The sequence below is a fragment of the Companilactobacillus futsaii JCM 17355 genome (genome assembly GCF_001435505.1).
In the GTDB taxonomy this organism is placed as follows: domain Bacteria; phylum Bacillota; class Bacilli; order Lactobacillales; family Lactobacillaceae; genus Companilactobacillus; species Companilactobacillus futsaii.
The window spans coordinates 79,313-98,155 of the sequence record NZ_AZDO01000011.1 but is presented as its reverse complement, the minus strand read 5'-3'; the positions used below and the strand labels follow the sequence as shown (position 1 = coordinate 98,155).

The following is an 18,843-nucleotide window of genomic DNA, read 5'->3' as shown; positions in this document are numbered from 1 at the left end:
ATCTTTAATCTTATAAGATTGGATCATAACAAAAAATATTTTGCATCCATTGGTTAATTGCTCCGTGTCTATGTAGATATTTTGAATAACTCATTAACTAGTATAGTATATAAAATCTTTATAATTAACATATTGGGCAAATGAAACGCTCTGTATTTTTATATTAAATTAAATGCTGATAGGCGTGATATATAACGAAGTACATTAAATAAATGAATAGTCGTATGTACTTATTGTTACAGAGGATAGGTAAAGAAGATTAAAAGAAGATCTTGAGAAATCCTATTATAGCAGTGGTTGTAGATGATAAAGTGTAGGGCATGTGGTTGAAATTTGTTGCTTTTGATTCATTGAAATTAAGGTATAATTAAAGATGGTAGGTATTGAAATATCTATCAAATATAAATCTATATACATAAAATTCATGAGAAAATTTAGTATAGTTTTTTTAAATAGTACCGGGGGGTATTATTTATTTTAAGTCTGGTAGAGGTACCAGGCTTATTTTTGTACAAAAAAAGAACACCGATCAAGTCGATGTTCAAGCGCCGTACAAACTTAAATGTTTTTCGTGGCTCCGTCGTGGCTCCGCTTTATTGTAAATAAGTGATAACCAGTGAAGAACTCAATTTATAAAACGTTGATTTATCAAGGGCTTTGACGACCCATGACAACCTGTAAAACTCAATTATCACCCGTATGGGAATCGAACCCATAACTCCACCTTGAGAGGGTGGCGTCTTAAACCATTTGACCAACGGGCAATTAAACAACATTCATAATTTTACCCGTAAACAGGTAAATATGTCAATACGAATTATTGTTTTTTATGATTATTCTCATCCTTTGCCTTAATTATCAGTACATAGATCATTATGCTAATTAGAATTATTGTATAAATAGCACTTGCAAAACCAGCATATTCCATAATTATCCAACCAGTTATTCTTGCACTAGCTAACAATAACATTGATAAGACACCAAACATGACGACCTTCCGAAGTAAATCTTGATAGATTTCATTAAATTTCTTTTTATTATTTCTCATAGAAGAATAACTCCTGAAGCAATTGTTCCTGCCAAAATAGCTAGAATGTTATTTAAGAAGTGAACAGTTATATTAGCTTTAATATTTTTAGTTCGATAGTAGACCCCTGCTAAGACGACTCCTAGTAAAATTTTTGATAAGGCGTAGAACCAATCAGTATTGCTGCCAAAAGGTGCATGCACGTATCCGAAAATCACACCACTGACAATAACTGAAATTAGGGGATAATCAATGAAAAACCAATTCATAAAAATTCCTCTAAAAAGAATTTCCTCTAATATCGGTGCCACAAAAATAGTAAATATTATTAAAATAATCATGCTATTATTAGCAACTAACTGCAATGCTTCAACGTTTTCATTACTACTTTTCATAAAAGGTAGCGTTACAACATTAATTGCAAAAGTTAAAACAGTTGCAATTATGATGATGAACCAAGTACCTTTAGAAAAGCCTTGTGTTGGGAATTTTTGAGCTTTTTTGAAGGTCCAAATAATAATGGTTGCAGCGATTATCAATAGAACTAAGGTTACCAAAGGAGCCATTTTAATGTAGGATGAATATTTAGTGCCGAGATCTTTTTTTGTCAAAGTCAAAACACTTAATGGCAATTGTTCCATTAAAAATAACGCTAAAAAGGCTATAATATGGAGTATGACTTTTATAGGATGATAAGTATTTTTGGTATTATTCATTAAAGTACCACCTTTATCGGAATAATTATTAGAATTTTTTGATGATTAGTGCTTTAATACTATAATGCTATTAGTCAATTTTAAAGGGAGTGAATAAATGTTTAAGATTGCTAGAGGTCGGATTAATAACTGGCAAGTGCTTGCTGCAGTCATTTTTATGATATTCCAAGTCGTTGCAACGTTATATATCCCTAATCTTACATCAGACATTGTTAACAAGGGTGTCATTACTGGTGATACGGATTATATCATACATACTGGTATTGAAATGGTCGTTGTATCGTTAATCACAGCAATTGCTGCCTTCGGAAATGTTTTGATGGCATCACAAGCCTCACAAGGTTTAGGTCGGAAGTTAAGGTCCGATTTATTTAGAAAAATATTATACTTTACGCATGATGAATTCAATAAATTCGAGACCTCATCATTGACGACTAGAACAACTAATGATGTTATTCAAATTCAAAACGTAATGATCATGATGTTGAGAATGATGATCATGGCACCGATTATGTTGATTGGTGCAAGTTTCATGGCTTATCAAAAGAATGCTGAAATGACAAAAATCTTTTTGATTTCAATTCCAATTTTAATTGTTATCGTGGGATTAGTCATGTTCTTCGCTGTGCCATTGTTTAAAGCTATGCAGAAGAAGACTGATCGTTTGAACTTGGTATTCCGTGAGGGTTTGACTGGAGTACGTGTTATTCGCGCTTTTAGACAAGATCAATTCGAACAAGATCGTTTTAAAGAAGCTAACGAAGATTATACTAACAATGCTGTCAAAGTATTCAGTATCGTTGCTGTTATGTTTCCAGTTGTTACGTTAGTTATGAGTGGAACTAATGTTGGTATTACTTGGTTGGGAGCACATTATATTGCTAATCAATCAATGGAAATTGGTAACATGATTGCTTTCATGACTTATGCTATGCAAATTTTAATGAGTTTTATGATTCTTTCAATGGTATTTGTTTTTGTACCACGTGCCTCCGCATCTGCTGCTCGTATTCAAGAAGTTTTTGAAACTAAGAGTAAGATTGATGTAGTTGCAAAACCCGCTAAATTAAAGGATGAACCATCATTAAGCTTTAATGATGTTAACTTTAGATATCACGGTGCTGAAAAGTTAGCTTTGAATACTTTGAACTTCAAAGTTACTAAGGGTCAAACTTTGGCCATCATCGGTGGTACAGGTTCTGGTAAGAGCACTTTAATTAATTTGATTCCTAGATTTTATGATGCTGAAACGGGTGTTGTAAGTATCAACGGAACTGATGTCAAAGCTTTGAGTACAGAAGATATCAACAGTCAAGTTTCAATGGTTCCACAAAAGGCAATATTGTTCAAAGGAACTATTCGTGAAAACATGGCTTACGGTAAAGAAAATGCAACTGATGATGAAATTTGGCATGCATTAGAGATTGCTCAGGCAGCTGATTTTGTCAAGGAATTAGATGGTCGACTAGACGGTGAAGTTGAACAAGGTGGAGATAACTTCTCTGGTGGTCAAAAACAACGTCTAGCAATTGCCCGTGCATTGGTTAAAGATGCTTCAATTTATGTCTTCGATGATTCCTTCTCAGCATTGGATTTCAAGACTGATTTGAATTTACGTACTGCTTTGAAAAATGATGAAAAAATCAGTCAAGCGGTCGTTGTTATTGTTGGACAACGTATTTCAACAGTTGCTGATGCTGACCAAATCGTTGTTTTAGATAACGGCGATATGGTTGGATTAGGTACTCACCAAGAATTAAAAGAGAATAATGAAACTTATCAAGAAATCATTAAATCTCAATTAAAGGAGGGTAAGTAATGGCTGAAAAGAAAAACGAAACACAATCACCTTCAGTAGGACATGGTCATGGTCCTGGTCGTGGGCCTAGTGTTGTTGTCAAGCCTAAGAATTTTTGGAAGACTACCGGTCGCTTGGCAAAATATATGTCAACATATGTGATCGGAATTATCGTTGTTTTGGCTTTGGCCATTGCTTCAGCTGTTTTCCAAATTAAAACTCCAAAGATTTTGGGTGAAGCTACTACTGAGATTTATAAAGGTTTGATGACTGGTGTAGCTCAACAAAAAGCGGGTTTTAAAATCAATGGTTTGCCAATTAATTTTGACAAGATTGAACACATCATTTTCATTGTTATTTTGATGTATCTAGCTTCAGCCTTGTTTAACTTTATTCAACAGTTTGTTATGACACGGATTTCACAACGAACAGTTTATAAATTAAGACGTGATTTGAAAGGTAAGATGAGAAGATTACCAATCAATTATTATGATACACATTCTAATGGTGACGTTATGTCTCGTGCTATCAACGATATGGATAATATTGCTGGTACTCTGCAACAAAGTTTGACCCAATTAGTAACTAGTTCGGTTACCTTCGTCGGTATTATCTGGATGATGTTGACAATCAGTTGGAAATTGACTCTGATTGCTTTAGCAACTGTTCCATTGAGTTTGATCGTAGTTGGAATCATTGCACCACAATCACAAAAATTCTTTAAGCGCCAACAAGATTCATTAGGATTTTTAAACAACCAAGTCGAAGAAAACTATTCTGGACATGTTGTTGTTAAGAGTTTCAATCACGAACAAGAATCAATCGAAGAATTTGAAAAAGAAAATGCTAAGTTGTACAAAGCTTCTTGGAAAGCTCAATTAATTTCTGGTATCGTTATGCCAATGATGAACTTTTTGAACAACTTAGGCTACGTTTTCGTAGCTATGTATGGTGGTATTCAAGTTGCCAATGGTGGAATTTCTCTTGGTAATATTCAAGCCTTCTTACAATATATGAATCAATTCTCACAGCCAATTGCTCAACTAGCTAACTTGACTAACACGATTCAAGCAACGATTGCATCAGCTGAACGTGTCTTTGAAATTTTGGATGAACCTGAAATGGAAGACACAAACGTTGATGTACCCGATGTAAAAACCGATGATAAAGTTACCTTGGATCACGTTAAGTTTGGTTATGAAGGTAGTCCAATTCTTTTGAAAGATTACAATTTGGAAGTTAAGCCGGGCGAAATGGTTGCTATTGTAGGTCCAACCGGTGCTGGTAAGACAACTATTATCAACTTACTTGAACGTTTCTACGATGTCAGTGGTGGTTCAATCAAGTTAGATGGTAAAGATATTCGCAATATGACCCGTGAAGAAGTTAGAAGTCACTATGCTATGGTTCTTCAAGATACTTGGCTCTTTACTGGTAGTATTTACGACAACTTGAAGTACAGTCGTGAAGATGCCACTAAAGAAGAAATTATTGAAGCTGCTAAAGCGGCCCATGTGGATAACTTTGTTCGTCAATTGCCACAAGGGTATGACACTGTTTTGAATGAGGAAGCTTCTAATATTTCTCAAGGACAAAGACAGTTGATTACGATTGCTCGTGCCTTTGTAGCAGATCCTGAGATTTTGATCTTGGATGAAGCTACTAGTTCAGTTGATACAAGAACTGAATTACACATTCAACATGCGATGGAACGTCTATTGAAGAATCGAACGAGTTTTGTTGTCGCCCATAGACTTTCAACTATTCAAGATGCTGATAAGATTATTGTGATGAATCATGGTTCAATAGTTGAAACTGGTAATCATAAAGAACTTATGGCTAAGAATGGTTTCTATGCGGATCTTTACAATTCACAATTTGCTGGAAATGTAGCAATGTAAAAATTTAAGTTTTATAATTAGGACGTGTTTTTATAACACGTTCTTTTTTGATAGGAGAGGTTATTATGGCAGATTTTGAAGAAATCAAAGCACAAATTATTGATTTAGTTAATAAACAGGTTGTTCCAGGAGTCAGTTTTGGCTTCATAAACTCTTCTCAGACGAATAAATATTTTTATGGTGATAAGGAATGGCGTCCGCAAAGAAAACCGCTTAGAGGGACAGAATTGCACGATTTAGCCTCTTTAACGAAGGTCATGGGGACAATTCCGTTGATTATTAAATTAATAAATGAGAAAAAAATCGATTTGCATGATCCAATCAAGAAATATTTATCTGATTTTTCAGACGGACAAGTTGAGTTATTTCACTTGTTGACGCATACCTCGGGAATTCATGGTTATATTCCTGATCGTGATTCTTTAAACTGTGGTCAGTTGATTCAAGCCTTGATTAAATTGCCAGTGACTGACACTTTCAATAAAAAAGTCGTATATACTGATACTGGCTTGATTTTTCTAGGTTTGGTGATTGAACAAATCTACCATATGCCTGTTCAAGATGCGATTATGAAATACATTGTTGAACCAGAAGGATTAAAAGATGCCACATTCGACCCTAATCCTAAAGATTGTGTTCCAACTTATGAAGTCAATAATCAGATGCTTTTTGGAATTGCTAATGATCCTAAAGCTCGTCAGCTGGGTAAACATTGTGGATCGGCTGGGATGTTTGCTAGTTTAGATGACGTCATGAAGTTTGCCAAAGACATGTTGAAACCAGATAAGAAATTTTTGTATCACAATTTTACAAAATTAAATCCAGGTCGCTCACTCGGTTGGGATGTTAAACCAGATGGAACAGGACATGTTTTGTTTCATACGGGTTATACGGGACATTTCATTGCTTTAGATTATCAGCACCAAAATGCAATGGTTGTTTTAACGAATCGAGTTCATCCAATTGAACATAATCAGATTTTTCTGGAACGACGTGAAACAATTTTGAATTCATTTTTAAACGAGAGCAAATAAAAAAAGCAGCCGTTTTGGCTGCTTTTATTTTTGCTTGATATAACCTTTTTCCATTAAACTCTTACGTAAACTTAGCATGGCTGTATAAGTTGCTAGGACATAGATTTTGTCAGTAGGTATCTTTGGTATTTCTTTAACAAAATCTTCGATCTCAGCGGTTTCGATATTTTTCTTCATATCCAAACCAGCAATTTTAAAACGATAAGTGACGTCTTTAACACGTTTGCCACCAGTGATGACTAACGGCAATTTGTTATAGTCAAAATCTTCGAAATTGGCGTCCCAGATCCAACTAGTATCGATTCCGTCAGCGTAATTAGCATTTAACAAGAATGCTAGAGTATAGGGATCTTTGTCACTGAGAACAGTTTCGATAACTTGATTTAAGCCAACGGGATTCTTAACTAGAATAATATTGACGTCTTTACCATCAACATTGATAGTTTCTTGACGACCAAAGACTTTTTCATCATAAGTGAAGGCTTTTTGCATTTGTTCGATGCTGATACCCATTTCCGAAGCAACTGCATAAGCGGCTAAAGCGTTATAAACGTTGTATTTTCCACCAATATTCATAGTGAACTTGTTACCGTCGATTTCAAATTCTGTCTTATTAGGGAGCAAAGTTGAGATATCAGTGACTTGATATTTCAATTCATGACGCTTGAAACCACAATTAGGACAGAAATAACTTCCTAAGTTAGCATAAGAAATCATGTGATAATGAATAATGTGGTTACACTTAGGACACAAGACACCGTCAGTATTGGTTGGTGCTTTGAAGTCTTCAGTTTCATGACCTTTATCGCTGAAACCGTAGTAGATAAACTTGTTTGGTAAATCCTTTGAAGAAAAGATTGCTGCGTCGCCGTTAGCAATGACTGTAGCGTCTGGCGCCATTTTGATACCATCGACGATTTTTTGATAAGTAGTATAGATTTCACCATAACGGTCCATCTGATCACGGAAAATGTTAGTTAAGACAAAATATTTTGGCTTGATGTATTTACAAATGATTGGAACATTAGCTTCATCAACTTCCAAGACTGCCAAAGGTTTTTTGCTCGTTTTGTGATGAGTAACGAAACTAGTAACGATTCCTTGGATCATGTTGGAACCAGTTGGATTAGTTAAGACATCGTTATATTTTTGAATCAACATCTTATTGATTAAAGAAGTTGTCAAAGTTTTCCCATTTGTACCCGTAACGACAATCAAATCGTAATCCTTACCAAGACTTTTTAAAATATCTGGATCAATTTTATAAGCAATTTTTCCGGGATACGAAGAACCACCGTTAAAAAATTTACTCAAAATAAAATATGATGTTTTACCTGTAATTGTTGCTATACTTGATTTAAATGTCATTAATAAAAACCCCAAATTGAATTAATTAAAAATATATTATCATACCTGAACTATATTTTATCCGTTTTTGATTGAAAATGGGAAATCTTTGCTGTGTTCAAGAGCCATTTTTTTCGTTATAATCTTGAAGGACATATTTTTGGAGGCGTAAATTTGGCTCAATTATTTTTTAAATATGGTGCTATGAATAGTGGAAAATCGATTGAGATTTTGAAAGTAGCCCATAACTATGAAGAACAAGGCAAGTCAGTTATCTTAATGACTAGTATTTTGGACACTCGCTCTGGACATGGAAAAATCGAAAGTCGTATGGGATTGAATCGTGATGCGATTGCTTTAAAAGATGATTCCAATGTTTATAAAATCGTTAAAGAAGAAAATCCTAATGCATCTTGCGTTTTGATTGATGAATGTGAGTTTTTGACTAAGGACCAAGTTTTACAAGCAACTCGAGTTGTTGATGATTTAGGGATTCCTGTTATGGCATTTGGTTTGAAGAATGATTTCAAGAATGAGTTGTTTGAGGGAACTAAGTATCTTTTGTTGTACGCAGATAAATTGGAAGAAATGAAGACAATTTGCTGGTTCTGTACAAAAAAAGCTACAATGAACATGCGTATGGCTAATGGTAAACCAGTTTATGATGGTGAACAGGTTGTGATTGGTGGCAATGAAATGTACTACCCAGTTTGTCGTCGTCACTATAACCATCCTCCAATGCTTGATGAAAACTAATAAAAAGAAAGGATAGTTGAGTTGGATAAAATATTTGAACAACTAGAAACATTGCTTGAAAGATATCAAGAACTTCAAGAATTAATGAGTGATCCTGAAGTTATCAACGATACAAAACGTTATATGGCTTACTCAAAAGAAGAAGCTGACATGCGTGATGTTGTTGCTGCTTTCAAGCATTACAAAGAATTAAAGCAAAGTATCAGTGATAGTGACGAGATTCTTCGTGAAACTGATGATCCAGAAATGGAAGCAATGGCAAAGGATGAATTAGAAAGCTCCAAGAAAGAACTTGATGAGGTTGAACATCAAATTACTTTGTTGATGCTTCCTAAAGATCCTAATGATGATAAAAATATTATTATGGAAATTCGTGGTGCCGCTGGTGGTGACGAAGCTAGTTTGTTTGCGGCTGATTTATTGACTATGTACAGTAAATACGCTGAAAAGCAAGGCTGGAATTTTGATATCATCGATGAAACTGACACTGAAGTTGGTGGCTACAAAGATGTTGCGGTCATGATCACAGGAACAAAAGTTTACTCGAAACTTAAGTTTGAAAATGGTGCTCACCGTGTTCAACGTGTTCCTTCTACTGAGTCACAAGGTCGTGTTCATACCTCAACTGCAACAGTTGCTGTTATGCCCGAATACGATGAAGTAGATATTGATATCGATCCAAAAGACATTAGAACTGATGTTTATCGCTCATCTGGTGCCGGTGGTCAACATATCAATAAGACTTCATCAGCTGTTCGTATGACCCATTTGCCAACAGGTATTGTTGTTGCCATGCAAGATCAACGTTCACAACAACAAAACCGTCAAAAAGCTATGCAAATTTTGAAATCTCGTGTTTATGATTATTATGAATCACAAAATCAAAATGAATACGATGAACAAAGAAAATCTGCTGTTGGTACTGGTGACCGTTCTGAACGTATTAGAACTTACAATTATCCACAAAACCGTGTTACCGATCACCGTATCGGTCTATCTTTGAATAAACTTGACCGTATTATGAATGGTGATTTAGAAGAAATAATTGATGCCTTGATCGTTCATGACCAAGCTCAAAAGTTGGAGCAAATTCAAAGTGGAGAAGCTAAGCTATTCTAACGCCCTGAAAAGGGCTTTTTCTGTGTTAAAGAGCCAAAATAAATTTCCTGAAGATGCACAATACTTAATGGAAGAGTTAAGTGGTTTTAACTATACCCAATTACAATTGCATCGAAATGATGAGGTCCCTCATGATATCATGAGGAAATTTCGTGATGGATTGATGCGCTTAGGGATGGATGAACCTGTGCAATATATTTTAGGGTACGCATATTTTATGAATCGTAACTTTTCTGTTAATGAGAACGTACTGATTCCAAGAAATGATACTGAAGAAATGGTTCAACAGATTATCGATGAACATCCGAAGAAAAATTTATCTATATGTGATATTGGAACAGGTTCAGGAATTATTGCGATAACTTTGGGAATTGAATTTCCTGAAGATAATATTTTGGCAACTGATATTTCAAAAGGAGCTCTACAAGTGGCACGGTTAAATGCCGATAATTATCAGACAAACAATGTCTTTTTTAAGCAAAGCGATTTATTTAAAAACATCGAATCGCAAAAATTTGACCTTGTTGTGTCTAATCCACCATACATTGCCGAAGACGAAAAAAAGGACATGGATCCGAGTGTTATTAAATTTGAACCGGATTTGGCTTTATATGGGAAGGATAATGGGTTAGAATTCTATGAGAATATTACGCAACAGATCGATAATTATCTTTCTGATGATGGTATTTTGTATATGGAATTCGGTTTTCGACAAAAAAACGCAATAAAAGCGATTTTTCGTGATAATTTACCTAATTATGTTGTAGAATTTCATAAAGATATAAGTGGGAATTACCGATATCTAAAAGCTAAAAAGGAGATGTAGTATTGGAAACTGAGATACTAGAGAATACACAGATTCAAGAAGCTGCAGATTTCCTGGCCAAAGGACAACTAGTTGCTTTTCCGACTGAAACTGTCTACGGCTTAGGTGCTGACGCGACGAGACCTGATGTAGTCAAAGATGTCTATGCTGCTAAGGGACGTCCAAGTGACAATCCTTTGATCGTCCACGTTGCTAGTCCAGAAATGGTCTGGGAATATGCCGATAACAGCTATCAACCTTTGGCCCAGAAGCTGATGAAGGCTTTTTGGCCGGGTCCATTGACGATCATTATGCCAATACAACCTGGAAAACTTTCTAAGGCAGTTACCGGGGGACTGACGACTGCTGCTTTTAGAATGCCTAATAATAAGGCGACTTTGGATCTTATTAAGACTTTTGGCAAGCCAATTGTAGGGCCTTCAGCTAATACAAGTGGCAAGCCTAGTCCAACTTTAGCAAAACATGTTTACCACGATTTACATGGCAAAATTGCAGCTATCTTGGATGATGGTCCAACTAAATTGGGAGTAGAATCGACTGTCATTGATTTATCTGTTGATGTACCAACGATTTTACGCCCAGGGATGATCGACTCAGATGACCTATTGAAGGTTATTGACAATGTCAATTCAGATCACCACAAGGTAACCGCAACAGAAGTTCCAAAGGCACCAGGGATGAAGTACAAGCATTATGCACCAAGCGCTCAAGTCATTATTGTTGATGACGTCAAAGACTTTCCAGAAGCGATTGCAAAATACAGCAAAAAAGATGCTTCGTTAGGAGTCTTAGCTACTGATGCAATTCTAAAAGAAGTACCTGAAAACATCACTACTTTTTCTTTGGGTGATGATGTTTATAGCGCTTCCAAAGAATTATTTGCAGGATTGCGTCAATTGGATGTAGATCATATGGATTACATCTTGGCTCAAGGTTTTCCTGATGAAGGTCATGGAGTTGCATACAACAACCGTTTGAATAAATCAGCAGGCAATGCACATTACAAAAACTAAGGAGATTTAAAATGTCTAAATTTACAGTATTGAACCACCCATTGATCCAACATAAACTTACAATTATCCGTAACAAGCACACAGGTACAAAGGTATTCCGAGAAGTTGCCAACGAAATTGGTAAATTAATGGTTTATGAAATTACTCGTGACTTGCCATTAAAGGATGTTGAAATTGAAACACCAATGGGTAAATCTACCCAAAAGGTGCTTGCCGGTAAGAAATTAGCAGTTATTCCTATTTTGCGTGCTGGTTTAGGAATGGTTGACGGTGTACTAGAATTGATTCCAGCGGCCAAAGTTGGTCACATCGGAATGTACCGTGATGAAAAAACATTGAAACCACATGAATATTTTGTAAAACTCCCTAGCGATATTGACCAACGTGAATTATTCATCGTTGATCCAATGCTTGCTACTGGTGGTTCTGCAAATATGGCCATTGACGCTTTGAAGAAACGTGGTGCTAAACACATGCGTTTAGTAGTCTTAGTTGCTGCTCCAGAAGGCGTTAAGGCAGTTCAAGAGGAACATCCAGATGTTGATATCTACGCTGCTTCACTAGATGAAAAGATTACAGACAGTGGTTATATTTTCCCAGGTCTAGGTGATGCCGGAGACAGATTGTTTGGGACAAAATAAGAATTTCATTGTTTGAATATATAAAATTTAGTGTTATTATTTTGTGGTATCAATTGTTTTCAATAAGCGAAGAAAGGAGGGTTATTATTGGATGATAAGTATAAGTTTATTGATTTCTTAGGCTTAAGATTCAATGTTGCAAATGACTTGTCAGTACTTGTCTCTGCAGTCCTTGTTTTCATTTTGGTGTTTGCATTATCTCGTAAAGTCACAATGAGACCAGGTAAAGCACAGAACGTACTTGAATGGATGATTGATTTTACTAATGGTATTGTAAAATCAGCAATGCCAGATGGTTCAGGTAAACAGTTCAATCTTTACGCGTTTGTATTATTCCTATTTATTTTCGTTTCTAACCAATTAGGATTATTCTTCCAGCTAAAGATTGGCGGTTTCACATATGTTAAGTCACCAACATCTAATCCTTTGATTACAATGGGGCTTGCGACGGTTTCATTGTTGCTTTCACACTATTATGCTGTGAAAAAGTTTGGATTTGGTGGTTATTTATCCAATTATGCGAGACCGGTAAAGTTTTTACTACCAATTAACCTTCTGGAAGAATTTACCAACTTCCTAACATTGTCACTACGTCTTTACGGTAATATTTTTGCCGGTGAAGTACTTCTTGCACTTATTGGAACTGTTGCCAAAAGCGTTGGTGCTGTGACATTTATTGGCGCAATGCCATTAGCCATGATTTGGCAAGGTTTTTCTGTATTTATTGGAGCCATCCAAGCGTACGTATTTACCACATTATCTATGGTTTATATTTCACGTAAAATGGAACAAGAATAACATTTATTGGAGGATTTTTAATTATGAAGGATATTGCGGCAGCTCTTGCAGCTGGTATCGCTGCTCTTGGAGCATCAATCGGTAACGGACTTGTTATTTCAAAAACTCTTGAAGGTATGGCTCGTCAACCAGAAGTAGCTGATAAATTAAGAGGAACAATGTTCATTGGTGTTGGTCTTATCGAAGCTGTTCCTATCATTGCCATTGCTATTGCGTTCGTTATTCTTTTCGTTTAATACATACGATTTTAAACTTGGCGATGTCTAAAGATAATCGCCTTTTAATGCTATGTATTTATTAGAAAGGAAGGAGTGAAGAATATTGGCAGGTTTATTAGTTCTCGGAGCTGGTCAAGTAGCTTTGGGTGACATGCTTTTCATTCTTATTTCTTTCATCATTTTGGCACTCTTAGTAAAACATTTTGCTTGGGGTCCTGTTACAAAGATGATGGATGCCAGATCTGAAAAGATCACTGGCGATCTTGATTATGCGGATCAGGAACGCACACGTGCTAAAAAGTTGGCTGAAGAACGTGAAGATGCTCTTAAAAATTCACGTGCTGAAGCAGTTGAAATTGTTAACAAAGCAAAGGAAAGCGGTGAGACTCAAAAGAAGTCTATCGTGTCCGATGCTCATAGCGAAGCTGAAGAATTAAGACAAAGAGCTAAATCTGATGTAGCTAAAGCTAAACAAGATGCTTTGTCAGGTGCTCAAAATGACATTGCAAACTTGTCTTTGGAAATTGCTTCAAAAGTTATTTCTAAAGAGCTTAATGCAGACGATCAAAAGTCACTAATCGACTCTTATATTAAGGAGTTGACGGTAAATGAAACTAAGTAAATATCAAGTGGGAAAGCGATATAGTAAGGCACTTTTTGAAGTAGCCGAAGAACAAAATTCCGTAGAAGAAATACTTGAAGACTTGAAGTCTTTAAAAAAGGTCTATGAAGAAAATCCTAGCTTGAGTTTTGCTCTTGCGGGACGTTCTATTTCTCGCACTGAAAAGATCAAAATTTTGGATACATTAAAGAGCCAGTTTGGTGAATTGATGCAAGATTTCTTGGGATTAGTTTTTGACAACAATCGTATGGACTGTGTGATCGATATTGCTGATGCATTCATTGAAAAATATGATGAAGTTAACGGTATCGTTGAAGCAACAGTTAAAACAGCGATTGATTTGGATGAAGCACAAATCAGTCATCTTGAATCCGTAATTAAAGAGAGATTTTCAGTAAATAAAGTAAATTTAACGAAAATAGTTGATCCTACTATTATTGGTGGAGTTGTGATCCGTGTTGGAGATCAAGTTATCGATGGTAGTGTCGTTAAGAGATTTAATGACATCAAGAGGACACTATTGGTTAATAATTAAGTCGAGGTGAAAAGAATGAGCATCAAAACTGAAGAGATTAGTTCACTGATCAAAGAACAGTTAAAGAACTATAAAAATGAACTCTCAGTTGATGAAGTAGGTACAGTTACATACGTCGGTGATGGTATTGCTCGTGCTAATGGCCTTGAAAATGCTATGGCAAGTGAATTGCTAGAATTCCAAGACGGTACTTTTGGTGTGGCTCAAAACCTTGAAAGTGATGATGTTGGTATTATCATTTTAGGTAACTACGATAAAATTCGTGAAGGCGATACTGTTAAAAGAACAGGTCGTATCATGGAAGTTCCAGTCGGTGATGAAATGATTGGACGTGTCGTAAATTCTTTGGGACAACCAGTTGATGGTCAAGGAGAAATCAAGACAGACAAAACAAGACCTATTGAATCACCTGCACCCGGTGTTATGCAACGTAAGTCAGTTTTTGAACCTCTACAAACAGGTTTAAAATCAGTTGACTCACTTGTTCCTATTGGTCGTGGTCAACGTGAGTTGATCATTGGTGACCGTAAAACTGGTAAAACATCAATTGCTATTGATACAATTCTTAATCAAAAAGATGAAAATATGATTTGTATCTATGTTGCAATTGGACAAAAGGAATCAACAATTAGAGCCCAAGTTGAAACCTTAAGAAAGCATGGCGCAATGGATTACACAATCGTTGTTGAAGCTGGTCCTAGTCAACCAGCACCTATGCTTTACTTTGCACCATATGCTGGTGCTGCAATGGGTGAGTATTTCATGTATAACGGCAAGCATGTTTTGATCGTCTATGATGATTTAAGCAAGCAAGCTAATGCTTATCGTGAAATATCACTATTGCTTCGTAGACCACCTGGGCGTGAAGCATATCCTGGTGACGTTTTCTACTTGCACTCACGTTTGCTAGAACGTGCTGCTAAGTTGAGTGACGATTTGGGTGGCGGTTCAATGACTGCTCTACCTATCGTTGAAACACAAGCCGGTGATGTGTCAGCCTATATTCCAACTAACGTAATTTCTATCACTGATGGACAGATTTTCTTGAGTAGTGATATGTTCCACTCAGGTACACGTCCAGCTATTGATGCTGGTACTTCTGTTTCTCGTGTTGGTGGGGATGCCCAAATCAAGGCTATGAAGAAAGTTGCTGGTACTTTACGTCTAGATCTTTCTTCATATCACGAATTGGAATCATTCGCTCAATTCGGTTCAGATCTTGATGAAGCTACAAAGGCAAAACTAGATCGTGGTCGTCGTACAGAAGAAGTTCTAAAACAACCTGTACACTCACCAGTTCCTGTTGAAAAACAAGTTTTGATTTTGTTTGCTTTGACAAGAGGATTCTTGGATAAAATTGATGTAGATAATATTAAAGAATATGAAACTTCACTTTCTGAATATTTCGATGCAAATCATGCAGATATTTTACAAACAATCAAAGAAAAAGGTACATTGCCTGATGAAGATAAGTTCAAGGCTGCTGTAAAAGACTTTACAGAAAACTTCTTAGCTTCAAAATCAGGAACAGATTCAGATAGCAAGCAAGCAGAAAAATAATACAGGAGGTTTAAATAATGGCTGAGTCCCTTATGGATATTAAAAGAAGAATTTCTTCTACTAAGAAAACCGGTCAAATCACAAAGGCCATGCAAATGGTATCTGGTGCTAAACTCTCTCGTATTGAAAAGAAATCTATTGCTTATCAATTGTATGAAAAAAAGGTTGAAGATATTGTTAGACATTTGAAAGCAGCTGATGTTTTCAAAGAATTGTCAATTGCTGATGATTCTGATGATCCATTAAGTCTAAACAGTCTTCTAAAAGTTCGTGAAGTCAAAAAGACCGCTTACGTTGTTATTACTAGTGACCGTGGTCTTGTTGGTGGATACAATAGTAATATTTTGAAAGCTATGATGGAATTGTTCGAAAAGAAATATCATGGCGACCAAAGTAAATTTACTATTATTTCCTTAGGTGCTACTGGAACAGAGTTCTTCAAAGCACGTGGTTATGATGTATCGTATGAATATCGTGGATTACCTGATATTCCAACGGTTAAAGATATTACTCCAATCATGAAAACAATTCTTCAAATGTATCAAGCAGAATTGTTCGATGAAATTGATATTTGTCATAATCATCACGTAAACTCATTAGTTTCTGAATTTACGAATCAAAAGCTTTTGCCATTAGGTGATCCTGATGACGTTACACCAGAAGAACAACAAGCTGCAACAGAATACATCACAGAACCAAACCCTAAAGCAGTTCTATCTGCAATTGTGCCTCAATATATTGAGTGTTTAGTTTTAGGAGCAATGATGGATGCAAAAACAGCAGAGCATGCCGCTTCTGTAACAGCTATGAAGAGTGCCAGTGATAATGCCGATGATCTTATTTCAAGTTTGTCACTACATTATAACCGCGCTCGTCAGGCTCAAATCACAACAGAAATCACCGAAATCATCGGTGGTGCTGCTGCACTTGAATAGTTTAGAAAGGAGCCAAATTAATGAGTAGCAAAGGTAAAGTTATTCAGGTAATCGGTCCAGTTGTCGATGTTGAATTTTCTTTAGATGCAGATTTGCCAGAAATCAATGATGCTCTTAAAGTTAAGAAAAACGACGGATCAGAGATTACCCTCGAAGTTGCTCTAGAACTAGGTGATGGCGCCTTGCGTGCTATTTCCATGAGTTCTACTGATGGACTTCAAAGAGGTGCACAAGTACTTAACACAGCTAAACCTATTTCTGTACCAGTTGGTAAAGAAACTTTGGGCCGTGTGTTTAACGTTTTGGGTGAATCTATCGATGGAGGCAAGGAATTTCCTGCTGACTTTAGAAGAGATAGTATTCACAAACAAGCACCTGCTTATGATCAATTAAATACATCAACAGAAGTTCTTGAAACAGGAATCAAAGTTATCGATCTTCTCGAACCTTACGTTCGTGGTGGTAAAGTTGGTTTGTTCGGTGGTGCCGGTGTTGGTAAAACCGTTTTGATTCAAGAATTAATTCACAATATTGCTGAAGAACATGGTGGTATCTCAGTATTTACTGGTGTTGGTGAAAGAACGCGTGAAGGTAATGACCTTTATTATGAAATGAAGGAATCTGGTGTTCTTTCTAAGACTGCCATGGTTTATGGACAAATGAACGAATCACCTGGTGCTCGTATGCGTGTCGCCTTAACAGGTTTGACAATTGCTGAGTACTTCCGTGATGTTGAAGGACAAGATGTTCTATTGTTTATCGATAACATCTTTAGATTTACACAAGCTGGTTCAGAAGTTTCTGCCTTGCTTGGTCGTATGCCTTCTGCCGTTGGTTATCAACCAACACTAGCTACAGAAATGGGTCAATTGCAAGAACGTATTACATCAACTAAGAAGGGTTCAATCACTTCTATTCAAGCTGTTTATGTTCCTGCCGATGATTATACTGATCCTGCTCCAGCTACAACATTCGCCCACTTGGATGCAACTACTAACTTGGAACGTAGATTGACACAACAAGGTATTTACCCAGCTGTTGATCCACTAGCTTCAACATCTTCAGCTCTTGATCCTGATATTGTAGGTCAAGAACATTATGATGTTGCTACACAAGTCCAAGAAGTTCTTCAAAGATACCATGAACTTCAAGATATTATTTCTATCTTGGGTATGGACGAATTGTCTGATGAAGAAAAAACAGTCGTTGCTCGTGCAAGACGTATTCAATTCTTCTTGTCACAAAACTTCAGTGTTGCTGAACAATTTACTGGTAAGCCAGGTTCTTACGTTCCTGTTTCAGAAACAGTTAAGGACTTCCGTGCTATCTTAGACGGTAAATACGATGATGTTCCAGAAGATGCCTTTAACGGTGTTGGTGGAATTCAAGACGTTATCGATAAAGCTAAGGATATGGGTTGGACACCAGCTGATAGCCAAGATGAAAATACTGATCAAGCAGTTGCCAATTAACGATAGGAGGAGATAATATGGCTGAAAACATTATGACGGTCAATATTGTTACTCCCGATGGTGTTGTTTATGATCATCATGCAAAACTCGTTGTTTTAAGTACCATTGATGGTGAAATTGGTGTTATGGCTCACCATGCGCCAATTATCGCTCCTTTGGTTATTGATGAAGTGCGTGTCCGTCGTGTGGACAAACCTCACCATGAAGATTCAATCGCTGTAAATGGCGGGTTCTTGGAGTTTAGCAATGATCTAGTGTCAATCGTCGCCAACAGTGCTGAAAGAGCTAGAGACATTGATTTAAGACGTGCAAAATATGCTAAGCAAAAGGCCGAAGATACTATCAAGGTTGCGGAAGAAAAACACAACGTTGATGAGTTGGCTCGTGCCCAAGTATCCTTGCGTAAGGCTATTAATAGAATTAACGTAAGTTCGCATAGAAATTAACTCAAAGGATTAGGGAAACCTAGTCCTTTTTGTTTTAAATAATTTTAAAGTATTTGACTTCTAGCAGAATAATTTGATT

The 18,843-nt window shown here is 36.3% G+C and carries 19 protein-coding genes and 1 tRNA gene; 16 read left to right on the top strand and 4 right to left on the bottom strand.

The features are described 5' to 3' along the window. Nucleotides 1-691: 691 nt before the first annotated feature. From FC88_RS01655 to FC88_RS01645, 3 genes are all read right to left on the bottom strand, one after another. Nucleotides 692-764: transfer RNA gene (locus FC88_RS01655), tRNA-Glu, on the bottom strand. A 53-nt stretch (nucleotides 765-817) separates the two neighbouring features. Then, on the bottom strand, nucleotides 818-1,048 hold the full coding sequence (locus FC88_RS01650; RefSeq protein ID WP_057812120.1) for a hypothetical protein: 231 nt from the start codon (nucleotides 1,046-1,048) through the stop codon (nucleotides 818-820). Then, nucleotides 1,045-1,743 (bottom strand): CPBP family intramembrane glutamic endopeptidase, encoded by a 699-nt coding sequence (locus FC88_RS01645; RefSeq protein WP_057812118.1) that lies wholly within the window; start codon nucleotides 1,741-1,743, stop codon nucleotides 1,045-1,047. The genes FC88_RS01650 and FC88_RS01645 overlap by 4 nt, the downstream gene beginning before the upstream one ends. 97 nt (nucleotides 1,744-1,840) lie before the next feature. On the opposite strand from FC88_RS01645, the gene FC88_RS01640 reads away from it, so the two are divergent. From FC88_RS01640 to FC88_RS01630, 3 genes are all read left to right on the top strand, one after another. Then, entirely contained in the window at nucleotides 1,841-3,562 is a 1,722-nt protein-coding gene (locus FC88_RS01640; RefSeq protein ID WP_057812115.1) for an ABC transporter ATP-binding protein, read from the top strand. Further along, nucleotides 3,562-5,442 (top strand): ABC transporter ATP-binding protein, encoded by a 1,881-nt coding sequence (locus FC88_RS01635; protein ID WP_057812114.1) that lies wholly within the window; start codon nucleotides 3,562-3,564, stop codon nucleotides 5,440-5,442. Before FC88_RS01640 ends, FC88_RS01635 begins: the two co-directional genes overlap by 1 nt. A 65-nt stretch (nucleotides 5,443-5,507) precedes the next feature. Continuing rightward, nucleotides 5,508-6,476, top strand: a complete 969-nt coding sequence (locus FC88_RS01630; protein ID WP_057812112.1) for a serine hydrolase domain-containing protein — start codon at nucleotides 5,508-5,510, stop codon at nucleotides 6,474-6,476. A 24-nt stretch (nucleotides 6,477-6,500) separates the two neighbouring features. Here the strand turns inward: FC88_RS01630 and FC88_RS01625 are convergent, their stop codons facing one another. Then, nucleotides 6,501-7,844, bottom strand: a complete 1,344-nt coding sequence (locus FC88_RS01625; protein ID WP_057812110.1) for a Mur ligase family protein — start codon at nucleotides 7,842-7,844, stop codon at nucleotides 6,501-6,503. 153 nt (nucleotides 7,845-7,997) lie between these two features. Here FC88_RS01625 and FC88_RS01620 point away from each other — a divergent pair, with 153 nt between their 5' ends. The 13 genes from FC88_RS01620 to FC88_RS01560 all read left to right on the top strand — a co-directional run bounded on the left by FC88_RS01620 (nucleotide 7,998) and on the right by FC88_RS01560 (nucleotide 18,764). Further along, the gene (locus tag FC88_RS01620) at nucleotides 7,998-8,579 is read left to right on the top strand and encodes a thymidine kinase (RefSeq protein WP_057812108.1); all 582 of its coding nucleotides are present in this window, start codon (nucleotides 7,998-8,000) and stop codon (nucleotides 8,577-8,579) included. 21 nt (nucleotides 8,580-8,600) lie between these two features. Further along, nucleotides 8,601-9,698: a peptide chain release factor 1 gene (prfA, locus tag FC88_RS01615; RefSeq protein WP_057812106.1), complete on the top strand. Its 1,098-nt coding sequence runs from the start codon at nucleotides 8,601-8,603 to the stop codon at nucleotides 9,696-9,698. Next, nucleotides 9,676-10,524 carry a peptide chain release factor N(5)-glutamine methyltransferase gene (gene prmC, locus FC88_RS01610; RefSeq protein WP_083484529.1) on the top strand — a complete coding sequence of 283 codons (849 nt, stop codon included), beginning with the start codon at nucleotides 9,676-9,678 and terminating at the stop codon, nucleotides 10,522-10,524. The genes prfA and prmC overlap by 23 nt, the downstream gene beginning before the upstream one ends. A gap of 2 nt (nucleotides 10,525-10,526) precedes the next feature. Further along, nucleotides 10,527-11,537 carry an L-threonylcarbamoyladenylate synthase gene (locus FC88_RS01605; RefSeq protein WP_057812104.1) on the top strand — a complete coding sequence of 337 codons (1,011 nt, stop codon included), beginning with the start codon at nucleotides 10,527-10,529 and terminating at the stop codon, nucleotides 11,535-11,537. Between the two features lie 11 nt (nucleotides 11,538-11,548). Further along, nucleotides 11,549-12,178: a uracil phosphoribosyltransferase gene (upp, locus tag FC88_RS01600; RefSeq protein ID WP_057812102.1), complete on the top strand. Its 630-nt coding sequence runs from the start codon at nucleotides 11,549-11,551 to the stop codon at nucleotides 12,176-12,178. Between the two features lie 87 nt (nucleotides 12,179-12,265). Further along, nucleotides 12,266-12,976, top strand: a complete 711-nt coding sequence (gene atpB, locus FC88_RS01595) for a F0F1 ATP synthase subunit A (protein WP_057812099.1) — start codon at nucleotides 12,266-12,268, stop codon at nucleotides 12,974-12,976. A gap of 23 nt (nucleotides 12,977-12,999) precedes the next feature. Then, nucleotides 13,000-13,212, top strand: a complete 213-nt coding sequence (gene atpE / locus FC88_RS01590; protein ID WP_010020175.1) for a F0F1 ATP synthase subunit C — start codon at nucleotides 13,000-13,002, stop codon at nucleotides 13,210-13,212. Between the two features lie 82 nt (nucleotides 13,213-13,294). Beyond that, entirely contained in the window at nucleotides 13,295-13,816 is a 522-nt protein-coding gene (gene atpF / locus FC88_RS01585) for a F0F1 ATP synthase subunit B (RefSeq protein WP_420838811.1), read from the top strand. Continuing rightward, a complete protein-coding gene (gene atpH / locus FC88_RS01580; protein ID WP_057812098.1) occupies nucleotides 13,803-14,351 on the top strand; it encodes an ATP synthase F1 subunit delta in 549 nt (182 codons plus the stop codon). The genes atpF and atpH overlap by 14 nt, the downstream gene beginning before the upstream one ends. A gap of 15 nt (nucleotides 14,352-14,366) precedes the next feature. After that, nucleotides 14,367-15,911 (top strand): F0F1 ATP synthase subunit alpha, encoded by a 1,545-nt coding sequence (atpA, locus tag FC88_RS01575; protein ID WP_057812096.1) that lies wholly within the window; start codon nucleotides 14,367-14,369, stop codon nucleotides 15,909-15,911. A gap of 17 nt (nucleotides 15,912-15,928) precedes the next feature. Continuing rightward, nucleotides 15,929-16,846: a F0F1 ATP synthase subunit gamma gene (locus FC88_RS01570; protein ID WP_057812094.1), complete on the top strand. Its 918-nt coding sequence runs from the start codon at nucleotides 15,929-15,931 to the stop codon at nucleotides 16,844-16,846. 20 nt (nucleotides 16,847-16,866) lie between these two features. Next, on the top strand, nucleotides 16,867-18,318 hold the full coding sequence (gene atpD, locus FC88_RS01565; RefSeq protein WP_057812092.1) for a F0F1 ATP synthase subunit beta: 1,452 nt from the start codon (nucleotides 16,867-16,869) through the stop codon (nucleotides 18,316-18,318). A 17-nt stretch (nucleotides 18,319-18,335) separates the two neighbouring features. After that, nucleotides 18,336-18,764, top strand: coding sequence for a F0F1 ATP synthase subunit epsilon (locus tag FC88_RS01560; protein ID WP_057812090.1), 429 nt, complete (start codon nucleotides 18,336-18,338; stop codon nucleotides 18,762-18,764). Nucleotides 18,765-18,843 lie beyond the last annotated feature (79 nt).